This window comes from Bacteroidales bacterium, assembly GCA_016707785.1.
In the GTDB taxonomy this organism is placed as follows: domain Bacteria; phylum Bacteroidota; class Bacteroidia; order Bacteroidales; family UBA4417; genus UBA4417.
Genome location: JADJGZ010000060.1, coordinates 34,520 through 52,072, shown reverse-complemented (window position 1 = coordinate 52,072; position 17,553 = coordinate 34,520). Strand labels below are relative to the sequence as shown.

Sequence of the window (17,553 nt, the reverse complement as noted above, 5' to 3'; positions counted from 1 at the left end):
AGCTAAATAATAGATAGTTAAAACAGGGGAAAATATATTACAGATGTTTAAAAGTATATGTTATATTGCTTGTCTTCAACTACATGCGAATTCTTTAATTTTTGCATCAGCTCCTTTAAAACCTAGTTCCTTAGCTTTTTTCAGGTCAAGGCACCCATCATGATTCGGATATGCATCCGAAGGGAGTTGGTACCATGAGTTTGCCCTGTTATAGTAAGCTTCTCCCAGCTTCGGATCTAACTCAATGGCTTTGGTAAAACTTTCAAAAGCCTGTTTGTATTCCATTTTTTTGAAATGGTCGATTCCTTGTTTGTTCCATTCCTTAGCTGTTTGACCAGAAACAAAAGCAATAAAAATAAAAAAGAAGAGAATAGCTGTAAGTATCTTTTTCATGATGAAGTTTTTAGTGTGTTTTACAATTAATAAACAATTTTCTTCAATGAATGGTTTTATTTCTTGGGCTCAAATCCAAATGATTATTTTTGCTATACCGAATCGTGGTAGATTTGCGAAAATAATGCAATTCCTTCTCTCGGTATAACTCATTCTAAGCAGTTTTGCTTTCGCAAACCTGCCAAGCATGAGTATAAATGCAGAATAGGTATTATTTAGATTGAAAGTATAACAAAGATAGTACTGTATTACTGTAAATATGCATAATGACTCCATGAAATTTGCCATTTTCCAATAAATATTCATCTTAGAAAAACAAATATTATGTTCTCTACAGAAACTTATATCCAGCGTCGGAATGCCCTTCGCAAAGAACTTACAACAGGGATTGTTTTACTTCCAGGTAATACTGAGGCGGCTTACAACTACCCGGCAAATACTTATTCGTTCAGGCAGGATAGTAATTTCTCCTATTTTTTCGGTCTGGACCATCCTGATTTTGCCGGAGTTATTGACCTTGATAATGGGGTGGATTATATTTTCGGGAATGATATTGATATAGATGATATTATTTGGATGGGGCCACAACCTTCAGTCAGCAAGTTGGCCGAAAAGGCAGGGGTTAAAAATACAGCCGGCTTTGGTCAGTTGGCAGAGTTTATTACAAATGCCATCAAAAAAGGCAAGCAGATTCATTTTGTACCAGCATACAGGGCTGAAACTACACTGCTTCTGAGTGACCTTCTGGGGATTAAACCTATGAAGCTGAAGAATTATGTATCGATGGCCCTCATAAATGCCATTGTAAAGCTTCGTTCCATCAAAAGTGAAGAAGAGATTGCAGAGATCGAAAAGGCGGTAGATACTGCGTACCTGATGTTTACCACTGGAATGAAAATGGCTAAACCAGGCGTGAAGGAGCAGGAGATTGTTGGAACCATGGAAGGAATTTCAGTAGCACATGGCAGGCCTGTTTCCTTTCCTATTATTTTAAGTATCAATGGACAAATATTGCATAACCACCACCATGAAAACTTTTTAAAAGAGGGAAGGATGCTGGTAATGGATGGTGGGACTGAATCAAGTCTGCTTTATGCCAGCGATATCACACGGACAGTTCCTGTTGGGGGGAAGTTCAGTCAAAGGCAGAAAGAGATCTATGAGATTGTTCTTGACGCCAACCTTCGCTCCATTAAAGCCACCAAACCCGGAGTGCTTTACAGCGAGTGTCATAGGGTTGCCTGTGAAACGATTGCTAAAGGGCTGAAAGAACTTGGATTGATGAAAGGAGATGTTCAACAGGCTGTGGATGCAGGTGCTCATGCCTTATTCTTCCCACATGGATTAGGCCATATGCTGGGACTCGATGTTCACGATATGGAAGGCCTGGGTCAGATCAATGTTGGGTATGATAAAGAAATTCAACCCAGCAGCCAGTTTGGAACAGCTTACCTCCGGATGGGCCGCCGACTTCAGCCGGGATTCGTGATCACCAATGAACCGGGAATATACTTCATTCCTGAATTGATTGATCTCTGGAAATCAGAAAACAAGTTCCCAGAATTCATCAACTATGAGAAAGTTGAGGAATATCGCGATTTTGGTGGTATACGAATTGAAGATGATATACTGGTAACTGAGCATGGATGCAGGATTTTGGGTAAGCCTATTCCAAAGACGGTTGCTGAAGTGGAAGCTACTATGGGAATGTAGTTCTTGTTGGTAAAGTTTACTGCTTTTCTCATTGTCATTTTTGGCTATATGACTCTGAAAGGAGGCATTAGATTGTCTGTTTTTTCTACATAAATACTATAAACAGGAAATGAAAAAAGAGCTGGAGATTGATGGGAAAAAAATTTCCTACCACGAACTGGGAAGTGGCAGCACCATAGTGTTACTTCATGGATTCATCGAATCGGGCCAAATCTGGAACTCATTTGCCTCAAAACTTGCTGAGCAATTTAAGGTAGTTGTTATTGATTTACCCGGTCATGGAGAGTCAGAGGTACTTGCTGAAGTTCATAGCATGGATTTGATGGCAGATATCGTGAATAAGGTACTTCTTCAGGAAGGTATTGTAGCGGCAGTTGTTGTCGGGCATAGCATGGGGGGATATGTAGCCCTTGAATTTGCCCGGAAATATCCTGAGCAATTGAAAGGCATTGTATTGTTTCATTCCCAGGCATCCACAGATAGTGAAGAGGCACGTGAAAACCGGCGCAGGACTATCAACATCGTTAAACAAAACCGGGCCGGATTTATCAAGCAGTTCATCCCGGATCTTTTCGATCAGCGTTATGTGGGAAACTACCAGGAAGAAATTGCCGGACTACTTGAGGAAGCATCAAAGATGAGTCCCGATGGAATTGTTGCAGCCATTGCAGGAATGAAGGATAGGAAAGGAGGATTACTTTTCCTGATGAATACGGATAAGCCGGTATTATTTATTATTGGAAAACAGGATTCAAGAATTCCTTATAACCAGGTACTGGCACAGGCTGTAATTCCTGCGCATTCTGAAGTGCTGCTTCTCGATCATGTAGGAACATATGGGTTATATAGAAGCTCCACGGGTTACTTTCCAGGCAATTCGACATTTTGCCATGAAGTGTAATGAAAGAATTGATTAAAACCTTTCTTCAACATTTTCGAAAAATAACAAGTTTCTTTCTTTGTTGCCTTTTCCATGTTCAGAGGTCTTAACCCGAACTAAAATGGCTCCTGAATAAAGGTTTACCAGGAAGGTTCTCCCATTAAATATTAAACCTGTCTTTATTCCAGTTCCTGGGGTTATTGATGATATATTGTTGAATCCTTTTATGTGCTTCTTCATCCCTAACAATGCGGTCGAAGAAGCGCTCCTGCCATTCACAATCAAGGCCAAGGCGATGCACATGTTTTGTGACGGATGACTTAAATGATCCCAATATTGAGGAAATGGTGTTTTTGCCTTGATTTTGAAACCGTTTTTGTCCAATCGTTTCACCGGGAATTTTTTCGGAATGTATAGCATGTTCCGATGGATAGTTCGTAATGTGATAATAATTTGTTGTAGGGAGCGATTCGATATCCATGGGTGGGTCGGATAATGGTTCGGTATCCGGTGTGGGTTCGAAATCCGGGGTAGATTCGGTGTCCGGGGTAGATTCGGTATCCGGGGTAGATTCGGTATCCGGGGTGGGTTCGAAATCCGGTGTGGAACGGGATTCCGGTGTGGAACGGGATTCCGGTAGAGACAAGGCATGCCTTGTCTCTACCGGGTTAAAAATAACCCCGTCACGTTCCGGGTTATGAATAACCCCGTCATGGTCCGTGGATTTATCATGATGAATGATAATTATTCCATGCAAATGATTCGGCATTACTACAAATGCATCCAATAAAATATGTTCGTGATGTTTTACTATTTCATACCACATAATATCGGCAATAATACCTACATGGGATAAAACCATTTGTCCATTTACTACCTTTCCGAAAAAATGTTCCTTGTTGTAGGTGCAAATTGTGATGAAATAGGCGGCATCCCATCCATAATCCCAATTTTGCAAGCGGGTTGAGGGAATCCTGAATTTGTTGTTGAATTTTTTCATAACCTAAGTCTTAATAGTGAATAGTGAATAGTGAATAGTGAATAGTGAATAGTGAATAGTGAATAGTGAATAGTGAATAGTGAATAGTAATAGTGAATAGTGAATAGTGAATAGTGAATAGTGAATAGTGATTAGTGAATAGTGATTTGTGAATAGTGAGTAGTAAAAAATTTTAAGTTAAAAGTGCTAAATGAAAAGATAAAAAAGACTTGCTTTTTGAAAGAATGGATAATGAATGTTTTTTGTTTGGAGGTGTTGGCTGATTTTTTATTTGAAATACTAAATAGATAATAGTTGATTAAGTAAGGTCAGGATATTTATTTCTCATAGAAATGCATCTCCCTGATATAATCATAAACTTTTTCGGGAAGGAAATATCTCATATCTTTTCTATCCCTGAGCCCCTGCCTGATAAAAGTTGCAGAAATTTCAACCTGGGGCGCATTAAATAGTGTGACCGAAGGATGTGAAATCAGTTCATGATCCTCACTCCCTGGCCTTGGATAGACATAGAACTTGTAGAATTCAAGCAGTTGTTCCCAGTTTTTCCATTTATGAAAGGTCGGGAAGATGTCGGTCCCGGTGATCAATACGAATTCCCGCCCTGGATATTTTTCCTGTAAATAGGCAAGGGTATGAATGGTATAGGAGGGCCTGGGAAGGTCGAATTCAATATTACTGGACCTGAAGCGGTAATCATTCTCAATGGCAATATTTACCAGCATCAGTCTGTGATGATCGGCCAGCAGGCTGTTCCTTTCTTTAAGCGGATTCTGGGGAGAAACTACAAACCACACTTCTTCCAGGTCGCTGAATTCCAGCATATAACCGGCAATAATCAGGTGCCCGATGTGAATCGGATTAAATGATCCGAAAAGAAGTCCGGTTTTTTTTGAGTTCACCATTCCAGGTTCGTTTAGGTTTATTGTTGCTCTTTTGGGTGTAAATTTTAGACTCTCTGCATTTTCTTAAAATCTGAACGATCATTCTTTCACCAGGAGAATGTGAATAAATTTAATGATCTGGATTTCACCATTTTATTGATTCAAAAATGTCCTGGTTAAATTCTCAGCTTCAGCCAGGGCTATCTCTAATTGGTCATTAATAATGACTTTATCGAATTTTCCTGCAAATTCGAGCTCCCAGCGAACTTTTTCCAAACGCTTCCTGAGGCTCTCTTCTGAATCGGTGGCACGATCACGCAAACGTTTTTCAAGAACCTCAATAGCGGGAGGTTTTATAAACAAAGCCAAAGCTCGTTCTCCGTACATTTTCTTAATATTCAACCCGCCGACCACATCCACATCAAAAATAGGATAATGTCCGGAAGCATGAATTCTGTCGACTTCTGAAACCAGGGTGCCATAGAAGGAACCAGGGTAAACTTCCTGCCATTCCAGTAACTCACCTGCTTCAATCTTTTCTCTGAATTGATCTGCCCCAATGAAATGGTACTCGCGTCCGTCGATTTCCCCGGGACGAATAGGCCTGCTCGTGGCTGAAACAGAGAATTCAAGTCCGAGGCTGCAATTCAGCAGGTGCCGGACTATGGTACTTTTTCCTGCGCCGGAGGGTGCAGATACGATGATCATTTTAGAAATGGATGTCATTAAAGGATATTGCCTAATTGTTCCTTGATTTTTTCAAGTTCATCTTTCATTCGGACCACGATTTTTTGAATATCTGCATCACTGGCTTTGGAACCAAGAGTGTTTATCTCCCGACCGATTTCCTGGGTGATGAACCCTAATTTTCGTCCATTAGATTCATTGCTTCCCAGCGTTTCATTGAAGTAAATACAATGTTTCTTCAAGCGTTGTTTTTCTTCAGTGATATCCAATTTTTCGAGGTACCAGAATATTTCCTGTTCAAAGCGGTTTTCATCAAATTTCTCCATATTTGGGCGATTATTGACAAACTCAGCCTGGTTTCGTTCAAATCTATCCCGGAGGTTCAAAATTCTTGCTTCCTCATAAGGTTTAACTTCGTCAAGGTATTGCATAATGGTATCTATCCTCATATGCATATCAGTTTCCAGATGTGAACCTTCTTCAATCCGGAAGATATCTGCTTTTGAGAGCGCTTCATCAATGGCTTTTCTAACCAACAACCAGTCTTCTTCATCAAGAGTTTCTTTTTCCGATTTTAATACATCCGGGAGTTTAAGGATGGAAGTAATAAGATCATCACCGATTGGAGCATTCAACTCTTCAGCCAATTCAAGAATTTCCTTGTGATACTGCTTTGCAAGGGCTTTGTTTACCCCTGAAACAGAGGCTTCTGAATCATGGTCAATCGAAATGGTAAAATCGACTTTGCCCCGCTCCAGCACTTTATTGATGGCTGCCCTGATTTCAAATTCTTTCTCTCTGAAGAGTTGTGGTAGTCGGGTATTAAGGTCCAGTTGTTTACTGTTCAGGGAGCGTACTTCCACGGTGATGGTCTTACCACCCAACTCAGCAATCCCTTTGCCATAGGCTGTCATCGATCTGATCATGATCTTTATTTTAATCACAAAGATATATTGAATCTTGTCAGGTTTGCGAAGCAAAGATGATTAGATTCAGTTATACTGAGCATGTTCCGGCGAATAAATATAGCAAACCCGTTCAGCCGAAGTATAACAATGAATCCCTTGCATATCTTATGCTGTAAAAACTACTCCTGCAAAGGCAAGTTGTTTAGTATGCCTGTATTTTTATTTATACCGTTGCTAGATGAGTTTGCGAAAAATCGAAACTTGTACGCCCCGGTATAACTGAATCTATGCCAAAATGACTTCGCATATTAGCTAAGATTCAGTATAAAACTCTGATGTAAAAATGGAATTACTAAATTTACATTCCAATCTCTGAATATTATTCGCCCGATCGACCATATCACCGGCTACAGGTTATTTGATAAGCCTCCGTTGTTTTACCAGGCAATGCTTATCGATATTGAGAAAGCTACGCGTTATATCTACCTGGAAACCTATAAGTTTGGGAATGATGAAACAGGCATCCAGTTTCGGGAAGCCCTGGAAAAAAAAGCACGGCAAGGTGTGAAGATCAAACTCATGGTAGACTCCTGGGGTGTTACCTATAATGAAACCTTCTTCAGTGAATTGATCCGGTTAGGTGCGGAGGTAAGGTTTTTCAGAAAGATCAGACTTGCTTTCGACTTTTTCACCCGGAATCACAAACGTAACCACCGGAAGATGCTTATCATCGACGATCAGATCCTTTATATCGGATCTGCTAATATTACAGGATATTCCCATGCCTGGAGGGAGTCGGTGCTAAGAATAACAGGTGGGATGGCAGAAGTTTTCAAACGATCATTCCTTGATAGTTTCAAGATTTACAATAAGTATATCCTAAATAAATTTTCATTCAAGAAGACTATTTCTTTTCATGAATTTGAAATTGTTCAGGATAACCCCTCCATTTATCGTCAGCAGGTCAAATCGAAGCTGGAAAAGTTAATCAGTAAAGCTAAAAGGGAAGTGTTGATTGAAACGCCTTATTTCCTGCCGGGATACAAGTTAAGGAAAATACTTGCAACAGTTGCCAGGAAGGGTGTCAGTGTTACCATTATTCTGCCGCAGCACTCAGATGTAAGAGCTGTTGATCTTCTGCGGAATAAGTATATGGGGTACTATTATAATAATGGAATCCGGGTCGTATTCTATACACCGAATAACCTGCATGCAAAACTGATGCTGATTGATGATGAAATTTTTGGACTCGGTTCCCCGAATTTTGATTACAGGAGTTTCCGGTATCAACATGAGATCATGTTATTTGGTAAGCATAAAGGCATAGTTGAGGAAGTGAAACTGCATGTAAATGAAACACTGGAGCATTGTCTCGAATTTGACCATCATGCCTGGTTACGCCGGCCGAAATTCGAGAAACTACTAGGTTGGTTACTGCTTCCTTTCAGGCATTTATTCTAAAAAATGCTTCCTTTTTATTTTCTGAATTCTTCAATGGTATTTCTCCTGTTTTTAGTGATTTTCGGCTCCTGTTGGGCTAATTGATCCCCTGCGCCGCGCGGGCGGGGGGGGCCCGGGGGGGGGGGGGGGGGGCGAAGGGGAGGGGGGAAACCGGGGCCCGGGGGGCGGGGGGGGGAGAGGAAGGGGGGGGGAGGGAGGGGGGCGCGGGCGGGGGGGGACCAGGGGCGGAGGGGGGGGGGGGAAAAAAGGGGGAGGGGGGGGGAGGAAGGAAGGAAGGGGGAGGGGGGGGCGGCGGGGGAAGGGGGGGGGAAAGGGGGGGGAAACTTCAATTTGATCGTAATGAAGAATATCCTACCTTTGATCAAACAAAGCTGTTAAATCAATGTTTTTTAAAAGGGTTTAGCAGTAAGCTTTTCAACCCGGTTTTTATGGATCCATTGTCCTATCTCAATAATGCAGAAGGTGAAGCAATAGAATCGCTTTACCAGCAATTCAAAAATAATCCTGAATCAGTTGATACAGGCTGGCGTCGCTTTTTTGAAGGTTTCGAGTTTTCCGGTCGTATTGGTACCAATCCCTTTGCTCATAAAGAGTTCAAGGTCCTGGAGCTGATCAACGAATATCGTAAAAGAGGCCATCTCTTTACCCTTACAAATCCTGTCCGCACCAGGAGGAAATACCTTCCAACCCTTGACATTGACAATTTTGGGCTTGATGCATCTGACCTGGATGTGAAGTTCGAAGCGGGGAACGACATCGGAATAGGGAAAGCCAGTCTTCGTGATATCATTTCCCATCTGAATCAGACGTATTGTCATTCAATTGGAATAGAATATGCCTATATCAGGCGCCTGGAAGTATACGATTGGCTTAAGAATCGCATGGAGAGTACGCGAAATGCTCCCGATTTCGATGCTGCCAAGAGCCTGTCCATCCTTGAACAACTTTCCAGGGCTGTACTTTTCGAGAAGTTTCTGCATAAGAAATTCACCGGGCAAAAACGCTTTTCACTTGAAGGCTGTGAATCCCTGATCCCGGCACTGGATGCAATCATTGAAAAAGGATCAGAAAACGGAATTCAGGAGTTTGTGATCGGGATGCCTCACAGAGGTCGGCTTAGTGTGCTGGCTAACATATTGGGAAAGCATTACCAGGATATCTTTAATGAATTCCAGGGCAAGGAATTTGAAGATGAATCATTGCTTGGGGATGTAAAATATCACCTCGGTTTTTCATCTGAACGTACTACCCGCAATGGGAAAACGATCAGCCTGAGCCTTGCTCCCAATCCTTCTCACCTCGAAACAGTAGGACCGGTAGTTGAAGGAATTGCCCGTTGTAAAATTGACCATGAGCACTCCAGGGATCATAAGGCAGTTGTGCCAATTATTATTCATGGTGATGCTTCTATTGCCGGACAGGGTGTTGTATACGAAACCCTGCAGATGTCAGAATTATCGGGATACTCAACAGGTGGAACTATTCACCTCGTAGTAAATAACCAGGTAGGCTTTACTACCAATTACCTGGATGCCCGTAGTTCGGTTTATTGTACGGATGTAGCCAAGACTACGCAATGTCCCATATTTCATGTGAATGCCGATGCCGTTGAGGATGTTGTATTTGCAGTAGAATTGGCAATTGAATTCCGTCAGAAATTCCATAAAGATGTATTTATTGATTTATTGGGGTACAGGAAACATGGCCACAATGAAGGGGATGAACCACGGTTTACCCAGCCCATATTGTATAAAATCATTGAAAAGCATCCGGATCCCCGCTCAATCTACATTTCACAGCTAATTGACAAGGGCACTATTTCCCAGTCGGAAGCTGATGTAATGGAGAAGACATTTTTCGATCAGCTGGAATCAGAGTTGCAAGCTTCCAAAGCCGATGAAAAATCAAGGGTGATGTCATTTCTGCAATCATCGTGGGATAAGCTGCGTTTCGCTGAGCCCGGGGATTGGGATACACCAGTAGCCACCGGGGTAGAGAAAGAGTTCCTCCTGGAGATGGCTAGGAAAATCACCCATCTTCCTGAAGGAAAGCCCATTTTCAAAAAGATGGCTAAACTTACAGAAGATCGTCGTCAAATGGTTGTTGATAATGGCATGTTCGATTGGGCAATGGCTGAATTGATGGCTTATGGAACCCTGACAACAGAAGGTATTCCGGTGAGGTTAAGTGGCCAGGATTCACAGAGGGGTACTTTTTCGCATCGGCATGCTGTTCTTACTATGGAGGATTCTGAAGAGAAATATACACCTCTGCAAAATATCAGTCCTGGCCAGGCCTCTTTCGAAGTATATAATTCACCTCTGTCAGAATATGGCGTACTAGGATTTGAATACGGATATTCCCTGGCTTCACCTAATGCATTAACAATATGGGAAGCACAATTTGGGGATTTCTTCAATGGAGCCCAAATTGTAATTGACCAGTATATCAGCAGTGCTGAAGAGAAATGGAGGGTGATGAACTCCCTGGTGATGCTTCTGCCTCATGGATATGAAGGACAAGGCCCGGAGCACTCGAGTGCCAGGATTGAACGCTTTCTGCAATCCTGTGCCGAAAATAATATGCAAATTGCAAACTGTACTACCCCTGCTAATTTTTTCCACCTTTTAAGGCGGCAGGTTCACCGCGATTTTCGAAAACCTTTGGTTGTATTCACTCCAAAGAGCCTGTTGCGCCATCCTCAATGTGTATCTCCCATTGAAGACCTGGTTTCAGGTCATTTTGAGGAGGTGATTGATGATGATAAAGTAAAAGCTGAAGAAGTTACCAGGGTGGATTTCTGTTCAGGTAAGGTTTATTATGATCTGATCGCTGAAAGAGAAAAAAGAGGACGTTTTGATGTTGCATTTATCAGAATAGAGCAACTCTATCCATTGCCTGTTGAGAAAATGAAGGCTGTAATCAGCAAATACAAGAATGCTTCTATCTTCTCCTGGGTGCAGGAGGAACCAGCCAATATGGGAGCCTGGTCATTCATTCTCAGGAATTTCAAGGAGGTGAAACTATTATTGGTAGCCAGGCCCGAAAGCGGTAGTCCGGCAACAGGTTCCCCTAAGCTGCATATCCTGAGGCAGGCGAAGATCATTGATAAGGCTTTTGGTGATTGTACCTGTGAGAATCGGAATAAAGCCTGTAAAATGTTATGTGCCCCAAAGGAATGGCAGGCCGTGGAGAAAACAACCGGCTCCAGGTAAGCCCTTTATCTTTGAATTTTGCTGTATATTTACTACTGAAATAAAGTTAAATCATTATGCTCATTGAGGTGAAAGTCCCGAGTCCGGGGGAAAGCATTACAGAAGTCCAACTTGTGAATTGGCTGGTAAAAGATGGCGATTATGTTGAAAAGGATGCCGAACTGGCAGAAATAGATTCTGATAAAGCTACATTAACTGCCAATGCTGAAGCTGCAGGAAAGATTCAGATCCTTGTAGAAGCAGGTGAAACAATTGCTGTGGGATCGGTTGTAGCCCGGATCGATACTGATGCGGTGGGTTCTGCTCCTGTAAAGCCGGTTACGGTGAAGGAAGTAGAAGCAGCTCCTAAGGAACCACAAGTGAAACAGGAGGTTACAAAACCCACTGAGGTAAAACCGACTGAGTCAAAACCTGCTCAGGTTGAATTTGCTGAAAAAAGCCTGCATCTTTCACCACTGGCAAGGAAGATGATGGAGGAAAAGAACCTGAGTGAGAATGAAATCATTGAACATATAAGGATCACAAGAAGAGATATTATGGACGTGGCTGAAAAAAAGGCCATAATTCCTCAGAATGTGCCCCAGCCATCATGGGGTGGAACAAGAGATCAGGACCGGAAGAAAATGACCACCTTGAGGGTAAAACTTGGTAAACGATTGGTTTCTGTTAAGAATGAAACAGCCATGCTTACCACTTTCAATGAGGTGAATATGTCGAATATCATGGGACTCAAGAAGCAATTCAACGATACCTTTAAAGAGAAATATGGTGTCGGGATTGGTTTCATGTCATTTTTTACAAAGGCAGTTACCCAGGCATTGGGGCATTTCCCCCAGGTGAATGCTATGATAGAGGGTGATGAACTCATTTACAGCAAGTATGCTGATATAGGGATTGCTGTCAGTGCTCCTAAAGGGTTGGTTGTTCCTGTGATCCGAAATGCTGAAACTCTTACCCTGGCCGAGATCGAATTAAAAATAAAAGAGCTGGCCACTAAAGCGCGCGAGAATAAAATCTCTCTTGATGAGATGAGTGGAGGTACATTCACCATTACCAACGGGGGTGTATTTGGTTCCATGATGTCAACCCCGATTTTAAATCCACCTCAAAGCGCGATCCTGGGAATGCATAATATCATTGAACGCCCGATTGCTCAAAACGGACAAGTAGTCATCGCCCCGATGATGTACATTGCCTTAAGTTATGATCATCGCGTGATTGATGGCCGCGAATCGGTTAGTTTCCTTGTCAAGGTAAAGGAACTCCTTGAAAACCCTGTAAAGATGCTTTTCGAAGGCAATGACCCGGTGAAGGTGTTGTTGGGGATTTAGTTGTTATTTAAGTGCTGAGTGCCCCGAAGGGGAGCCTTTGGCACTGAGCCTGCATGTCTGAGGGAATCTAGCTCAATAGTGATCACTGTTGGGGAGGTTGTGAAATGCAAAATGCAAAGTGAAAAGTGCAAAGTGCAAAGTGCAAAATCACCCCCAGGTTTATAATTTATATTGCAGGGGTAAATAATAGAACACGAATTGCACGAATCCGTCAATTGACGCACGAATTATCACGAATGAATTCTCTTCATTTAAGACCCCTCTTCAAACTCCCCATTTCTAAATTTCGAGCTAAAGGCTTCCTTGGGAAATTGCCGAAAGGTCAAATTGCCGAATTGCCGAATTGCCGAATTGTCGAATTGCCGAATTGCCGAATTGCCGAATTGCCGAATTGCCGAATTGTCGAATTGTCAAATTTTCAAATTTTCAAATTATTCAATGGGTTCCCATGCTTCAACAGTGAAATCATCAATAAGCATTGGATTTTTGCCCTGGAGCCAGAAATAGACTTTTAGCAGATCCTCTTTAGAGCGTATATCGGGAGTGAGATAATCAAAGCTAACCAGGTTCCATTGGCCGGTTAATACTTTATATTCTGTTTTGCCAATGGATTCGGCCTGGTATTTATACACTCCTCCCTGGTGTTCAAAACTGGCCACAAGGGAAGCGGAGGGCTCTTCCAGCGGTTGTATCGGAAACACCCTGATACTAACCCTGATCCAGGCATAATCCTGCTGCGTTATTTCCTGGTAGGGTATGGTAAATCCTCCGGCGAACGGTGATGCTGTTGTCATCCGCAGGGAATATTTACCAGAAAAAGCAGTGTCACTCATTGTCAGGCCTTGTTGCTGAGCGTTTTCGAAATCATCGGAAAACAACTTTTTATAGCGGAGGCCCGACTTATCATCCGGTATGATTTCAGGAGCCAGTTTGTCGATCATTAAGAGTTTTCGGTCTTCGGGAGTTGCCTGGGTTTTGCCGAAAGTAGCGAAGTAATATGCTTTTGTCATGCGTGTCCTGTCAATAATCCCATGTGCCCATTGCCAGGTCTGGAATAAATTCAACAGGAGTAATAAACTGATCATGCCGACCCCGGTCCATCGGATGAATGCCTTCTGCTTCCACAGCCATTGCATGAAGTACCCCAGGGGCAAGGCCAATAAAACATAGGCTGGTAACATTGCCCGCTGGCTATAGCTTCCTCCTCCGTACCACCAGGCAGTCCAGCTGGAGACGACCCAAAGGTTAATAAGGAAATAGATCAATACAGGAAAGAAGGCAGCTTTTTGACGTTTATTGAGCCCGATCATCCCGATAATTGCAAAAATCATGATAGGGGTATAGATAAACCATCCTTTCCGAAATGAAAAGAGAAATTTCCAGGTATAAGGAGCAAGCAGGTCAAGCCCTTCACCAGGGTTTTGATAGGTGTAATAAATCCAGTCACCTGTAAGATATTTCCAATAGGCCAGTTGAGGCAATCCCCCAATGAATACCATGAAGATCAATATCAGTAAGTGTTTCCAGTGGAGAATCACTTGATTCCATTTATTTCTAAGACTTTCAAGATCGTATATCTTCCAAAATAATGGAATTATGATGCAAACCAATTCAGATGGCCGGCAGAGAATTGCCAATCCTATACTGAGTCCTAATCCTGCCGCATACCACATTTTTGGTTCCTGGTGCCAACGGATAGTAAACCAAAGGATAAAGGCATACAAGGTAAATGTATAGTTATGTGAAAGCATTCCATCAAATGCGGTGAGCTGGAAATGATTCGTGCCGAGCACGATTAGTATTAATAGAATGCTGCTGGTGATTTCGTTGAAAAATTCCAGCAATACTTTTCGGAACATAAACACCCCTAAACAGGCATACACCAATCCGCTAATGGCAAATCCATATTGATAAGGAAGTGAAAATCCATCCGTTGCAAAGCCTGATACCATTGCATACAGATGGGCAAGGAAAAAAGCCGGGGCATTGAGTACCGCCAGTCCGATACTTTCTTTGATCACCCAGTTCACTTCCTGTACTTTATAAAGCTGGTACAAAGTTTCGGTAGGCTGGTATTTCTCCATGATCATATTCACCCATGAAAGATCATTTATCTTCAGGTCATGGTATATGAATTGTGCAGGTAAATAAAGGTAGTAGCCGAAAACATCCCATGAGAGTATCGCAACAGGCGGATAAACAAATCGGAAGAAAACAATTCCACAACAAAGGATCAAGCCGGTGATCAGGGAGGGAGACTTGAGGAGTTGTTTTGTTGTCATTGTTCGTTGTTCGGGATTGGAGTTTTTTAGCTCAAATGGCAATTAAAATTATAATGAAAAATGCAAAACGAAAAATGCAAAATGAAAAATGCAAAATGAGCCGAAGGCTCCCCTTCGGGGAAAAAATCAAAATGAAAACTTAAAAAATAACCAAGAAAATAAAAAAACTTATCATATTGACTTAACTATTAACACACTCTAACCTTAACACACTCTAGCTCACTCTAGTTCACTTAAGCTCACTCTAGATCACTTTAGCTCACTTTAGCTCACTTTAGCTCACTTCTTCTCACTCCTCAAAATAAACACGTTTCACTCGCCGGGAAATGCCGGTAAGGATCTCATAAGGGATGGTACCCATTTCATCCGCAAGGCGTTGGATGGGCATTTCCTTGCCAAAGACAATCACTTCATCCCCTTCCCGGGCATTGATTCCGGTGATATCAATGAAACACATGTCCATACAGACATTACCGATAATTGGAACCACCTCTCCTTTTACCATCAGGTGGCCCTGTCCATTGCTTAAACGCCTGCTGAGTCCATCTGCATAACCTATTGGGATAATCCCAATTGTGGTATCCTTATCTGCAGTCCAGGCCCTGTTATATCCTACTGATTCATTTGCTGATACATATTTGATCTGGGAGATACTCGATTTGAGTGTACTAACGGTATGCAGATAATGTTGATCTTCAGGTATGGGTGAAATACCGTAAAGCCCAATTCCAAGTCGAACCATATCGAACTGAGCATCAATCAGACGGCTGATAGCTGCTGTATTGCCAATATGACGAAGAATAGGATAGTCAATCGATTGGCTGATTTTTTCACTGGCTTCCCTGAAAATAGCTAATTGTTGAAAGGTGAAATCATCCAGTTCCGGATTGTCGCTGGCAGCAAGATGAGAGAATACAGAAATGACCTTTATCATTGGATTTTCCTTCAGATGAAGGAGTAAAGCATCAACTTCTGCAGGGTCAAACCCAAGTCGGCGCATGCCTGTATCAATCTTGAGGTGGATACCAATCGAAGAATGCCCGGCTGAGATTCGGGTAAGTGATTCTTCCAATAACCGAAGTGTACGGAAGCTATAAATTTCTGGTTCAAGTCCATGTTTAATCATGGAATCAAAACTCTCCTGGTCGGGGTTCATGACCATGATGGGCAGATTGATTCCGGCTTTCCTGAGTTCTACTCCTTCGTCAGCATATGCAACAGTCAGGTAATCAACATGATGGAATTGAAGAAGGTTGGCAATTTCTGAACTCCCGCTTCCATAGGAAAAGGCTTTCACCATTGCCATTAATTTAACCCCGGGCTGTAATTGTGATTTATAATAATTGAGGTTATGAACCAGGGCATTGAGATTGATTTCCAGGACTGTTTCATGTGTTTTCTGCTGCAGCAGTTCACTGATCTGTTCAAACTCAAAAATACGAGCTCCCTTCAGAAGAATTGATTCACTCTGGAAGGATGAAAGCGGAAACTTTGCGATAAAATCAGCGGTTGAAGGGAAGAACAATTTCTCCATGTTGAAATGAGAAGTTTGTTTCCCAATGGCCTTCCCAATGCCGATGATCCGGTCAATATTCTTCATGTCCAGCAGCTGGGCGATTTCCTGGTACAGGTAATTATCGCTGCGGCCACTCTGAAGGATATCTGAAAGAATTACTGTCTTTTTCCTGTGCTGTTTCTGTTGATTAAGGAAATCAAGGGCGATGGCAAGTGAATCAATGTCACTATTATAACTATCATTGATGATGGTGCAATTATTAATGCCTTCCTTCATTTCAAGCCGCATTGCAACAGTCTGCAAGAGCCTCATCCTGCGGGCAATAACCTCCTGTTCGTATTCAAGTAACAGGAGAGTAGCCCAGCAATGGATTGCATTTTCCACAGAAGCTTCATCAATGAATGGTATGGTGATTTCCAGGAACCTGGAGTGATAAAGTGCAGAAATTGTGGTGGAATGAGTAGAATGAGCAACCGACTTAATAGAGAGGTCGGCTTTTTCGTTCCTGCTCCAGGTGAAAGTCCTGATATTTTTTAAAATACCTGATTTCAGGATGCCTTCCTGAATCTCTTTCTGATCCAGGCTATAGATGAGCATTTCTACCTTGGTAAACAGTTTGAGTTTCTCGCCTGCTTTCTGATTACGGTTAATGAAATTCTCATCATGTGCATGACCAAGGTTTGTGAATATCCCAATGGTAGGTGAAATGATTGGCTGGAGGCTATCCATCTCATCAGGTTCCGAGATTCCGGCTTCGAAAATAGCTAACTCATGGCTATCATTCATCTGCCAGACCGACAATGGTACACCGATCTGGGAATTAAAACTTTTAGGACTTCTGACAATGCTTTTATCTTCATACATCAGTTGATAAAGCCACTCCTTAACGATCGTCTTTCCGTTACTGCCGGTAATACCAATTACTTCGCAATTGAACTTTTTACGGTGATAAGTAGCTAATAACTGCAATGCTTTCAGTGAATCCTTTACCAGGATGATGTTGGCTTCATACAGCAAAAGAAGATTTTCCGGCTCCCGTTCGACTACAAAATTTCTAACACCCTTATTATAAAGGTCTTCAATGAACCGATGCCCATCATTCCTTTTACTGGTCAGGGCAAAGAAAAGGCATCCTTCGGGCGATACCAGCCGACGGCTATCCGTCAGGAGCTCAGTAATCACAGACCCATCACTGGCGCGCTGGATAAAACTGCCTTTAACACTGCTGAGTACTTCAGTAATTGGATGTCCTATATCCATTATAAAAATTTGATAGTGAAAGA

The 17,553-nt window shown here is 42.2% G+C and carries 12 protein-coding genes; 5 read left to right on the top strand and 7 right to left on the bottom strand.

Features of this window, described 5'->3' with window-relative positions; all coding sequences use genetic code 11:
- Window positions 1-75 precede the first annotated feature (75 nt).
- The gene (locus tag IPH84_19995; GenBank protein ID MBK7175443.1) at window positions 76-393 is read right to left on the bottom strand and encodes a hypothetical protein; all 318 of its coding nucleotides are present in this window, start codon (window positions 391-393) and stop codon (window positions 76-78) included.
- 324 nt (window positions 394-717) lie between these two features.
- Between IPH84_19995 and IPH84_19990 the strand changes: the two genes are divergently transcribed.
- Together IPH84_19990 and IPH84_19985 are read left to right on the top strand one after the other, a co-directional pair.
- Window positions 718-2,106 (top strand): aminopeptidase P family protein, encoded by a 1,389-nt coding sequence (locus IPH84_19990; GenBank protein ID MBK7175442.1) that lies wholly within the window; start codon window positions 718-720, stop codon window positions 2,104-2,106.
- A gap of 109 nt (window positions 2,107-2,215) precedes the next feature.
- Window positions 2,216-3,007, top strand: coding sequence for an alpha/beta hydrolase (locus IPH84_19985; GenBank protein MBK7175441.1), 792 nt, complete (start codon window positions 2,216-2,218; stop codon window positions 3,005-3,007).
- Between the two features lie 139 nt (window positions 3,008-3,146).
- On the opposite strand, the gene IPH84_19980 is transcribed toward IPH84_19985, so the two are convergent.
- The 4 genes from IPH84_19980 to IPH84_19965 form a co-directional block, all read right to left on the bottom strand.
- Window positions 3,147-3,986, bottom strand: a complete 840-nt coding sequence (locus IPH84_19980; protein MBK7175440.1) for a transposase — start codon at window positions 3,984-3,986, stop codon at window positions 3,147-3,149.
- A 317-nt stretch (window positions 3,987-4,303) separates the two neighbouring features.
- Complete coding sequence (locus IPH84_19975; GenBank protein ID MBK7175439.1) at window positions 4,304-4,891, bottom strand: nicotinate-nucleotide adenylyltransferase; 588 nt, start codon at window positions 4,889-4,891, stop codon at window positions 4,304-4,306.
- A 132-nt stretch (window positions 4,892-5,023) separates the two neighbouring features.
- The gene (gene gmk, locus IPH84_19970) at window positions 5,024-5,596 is read right to left on the bottom strand and encodes a guanylate kinase (protein ID MBK7175438.1); all 573 of its coding nucleotides are present in this window, start codon (window positions 5,594-5,596) and stop codon (window positions 5,024-5,026) included.
- The gene (locus IPH84_19965; GenBank protein ID MBK7175437.1) at window positions 5,596-6,483 is read right to left on the bottom strand and encodes a YicC family protein; all 888 of its coding nucleotides are present in this window, start codon (window positions 6,481-6,483) and stop codon (window positions 5,596-5,598) included. Before IPH84_19965 ends, gmk begins: the two co-directional genes overlap by 1 nt.
- Before the next feature lie 429 nt (window positions 6,484-6,912).
- Between IPH84_19965 and IPH84_19960 the strand changes: the two genes are divergently transcribed.
- The 3 genes from IPH84_19960 (at window position 6,913) to odhB (ending at window position 12,472) form a co-directional block, all read left to right on the top strand.
- On the top strand, window positions 6,913-7,926 hold the full coding sequence (locus IPH84_19960) for a phosphatidylserine/phosphatidylglycerophosphate/cardiolipin synthase family protein (GenBank protein MBK7175436.1): 1,014 nt from the start codon (window positions 6,913-6,915) through the stop codon (window positions 7,924-7,926).
- Between the two features lie 428 nt (window positions 7,927-8,354).
- Window positions 8,355-11,141, top strand: a complete 2,787-nt coding sequence (locus tag IPH84_19955; protein ID MBK7175435.1) for a 2-oxoglutarate dehydrogenase E1 component — start codon at window positions 8,355-8,357, stop codon at window positions 11,139-11,141.
- A 56-nt stretch (window positions 11,142-11,197) separates the two neighbouring features.
- Entirely contained in the window at window positions 11,198-12,472 is a 1,275-nt protein-coding gene (gene odhB / locus IPH84_19950) for a 2-oxoglutarate dehydrogenase complex dihydrolipoyllysine-residue succinyltransferase (GenBank protein MBK7175434.1), read from the top strand.
- A 431-nt stretch (window positions 12,473-12,903) separates the two neighbouring features.
- Here the strand turns inward: odhB and IPH84_19945 are convergent, their stop codons facing one another.
- Together IPH84_19945 and IPH84_19940 are read right to left on the bottom strand one after the other, a co-directional pair.
- Window positions 12,904-14,754, bottom strand: a complete 1,851-nt coding sequence (locus tag IPH84_19945) for a hypothetical protein (protein MBK7175433.1) — start codon at window positions 14,752-14,754, stop codon at window positions 12,904-12,906.
- 289 nt (window positions 14,755-15,043) lie between these two features.
- Complete coding sequence (locus IPH84_19940; GenBank protein MBK7175432.1) at window positions 15,044-17,530, bottom strand: bifunctional UDP-N-acetylmuramoyl-tripeptide:D-alanyl-D-alanine ligase/alanine racemase; 2,487 nt, start codon at window positions 17,528-17,530, stop codon at window positions 15,044-15,046.
- Window positions 17,531-17,553: the final 23 nt, after the last annotated feature.

Coding starts and splice junctions, on each gene's coding strand:
- IPH84_19995 (MBK7175443.1), bottom strand. CDS start 393: ATGAAAAAGATACTTACAGCTATTCTCTTCTTTTTTATTTTTATTGCT.
- IPH84_19990 (MBK7175442.1), top strand. CDS start 718: ATGTTCTCTACAGAAACTTATATCCAGCGTCGGAATGCCCTTCGCAAA.
- IPH84_19985 (MBK7175441.1), top strand. CDS start 2,216: ATGAAAAAAGAGCTGGAGATTGATGGGAAAAAAATTTCCTACCACGAA.
- IPH84_19980 (MBK7175440.1), bottom strand. CDS start 3,986: ATGAAAAAATTCAACAACAAATTCAGGATTCCCTCAACCCGCTTGCAA.
- IPH84_19975 (MBK7175439.1), bottom strand. CDS start 4,891: ATGGTGAACTCAAAAAAAACCGGACTTCTTTTCGGATCATTTAATCCG.
- gmk (MBK7175438.1), bottom strand. CDS start 5,596: ATGACATCCATTTCTAAAATGATCATCGTATCTGCACCCTCCGGCGCA.
- IPH84_19965 (MBK7175437.1), bottom strand. CDS start 6,483: ATGATCAGATCGATGACAGCCTATGGCAAAGGGATTGCTGAGTTGGGT.
- IPH84_19960 (MBK7175436.1), top strand. CDS start 6,913: ATGCTTATCGATATTGAGAAAGCTACGCGTTATATCTACCTGGAAACC.
- IPH84_19955 (MBK7175435.1), top strand. CDS start 8,355: ATGGATCCATTGTCCTATCTCAATAATGCAGAAGGTGAAGCAATAGAA.
- odhB (MBK7175434.1), top strand. CDS start 11,198: ATGCTCATTGAGGTGAAAGTCCCGAGTCCGGGGGAAAGCATTACAGAA.
- IPH84_19945 (MBK7175433.1), bottom strand. CDS start 14,754: ATGACAACAAAACAACTCCTCAAGTCTCCCTCCCTGATCACCGGCTTG.
- IPH84_19940 (MBK7175432.1), bottom strand. CDS start 17,530: ATGGATATAGGACATCCAATTACTGAAGTACTCAGCAGTGTTAAAGGC.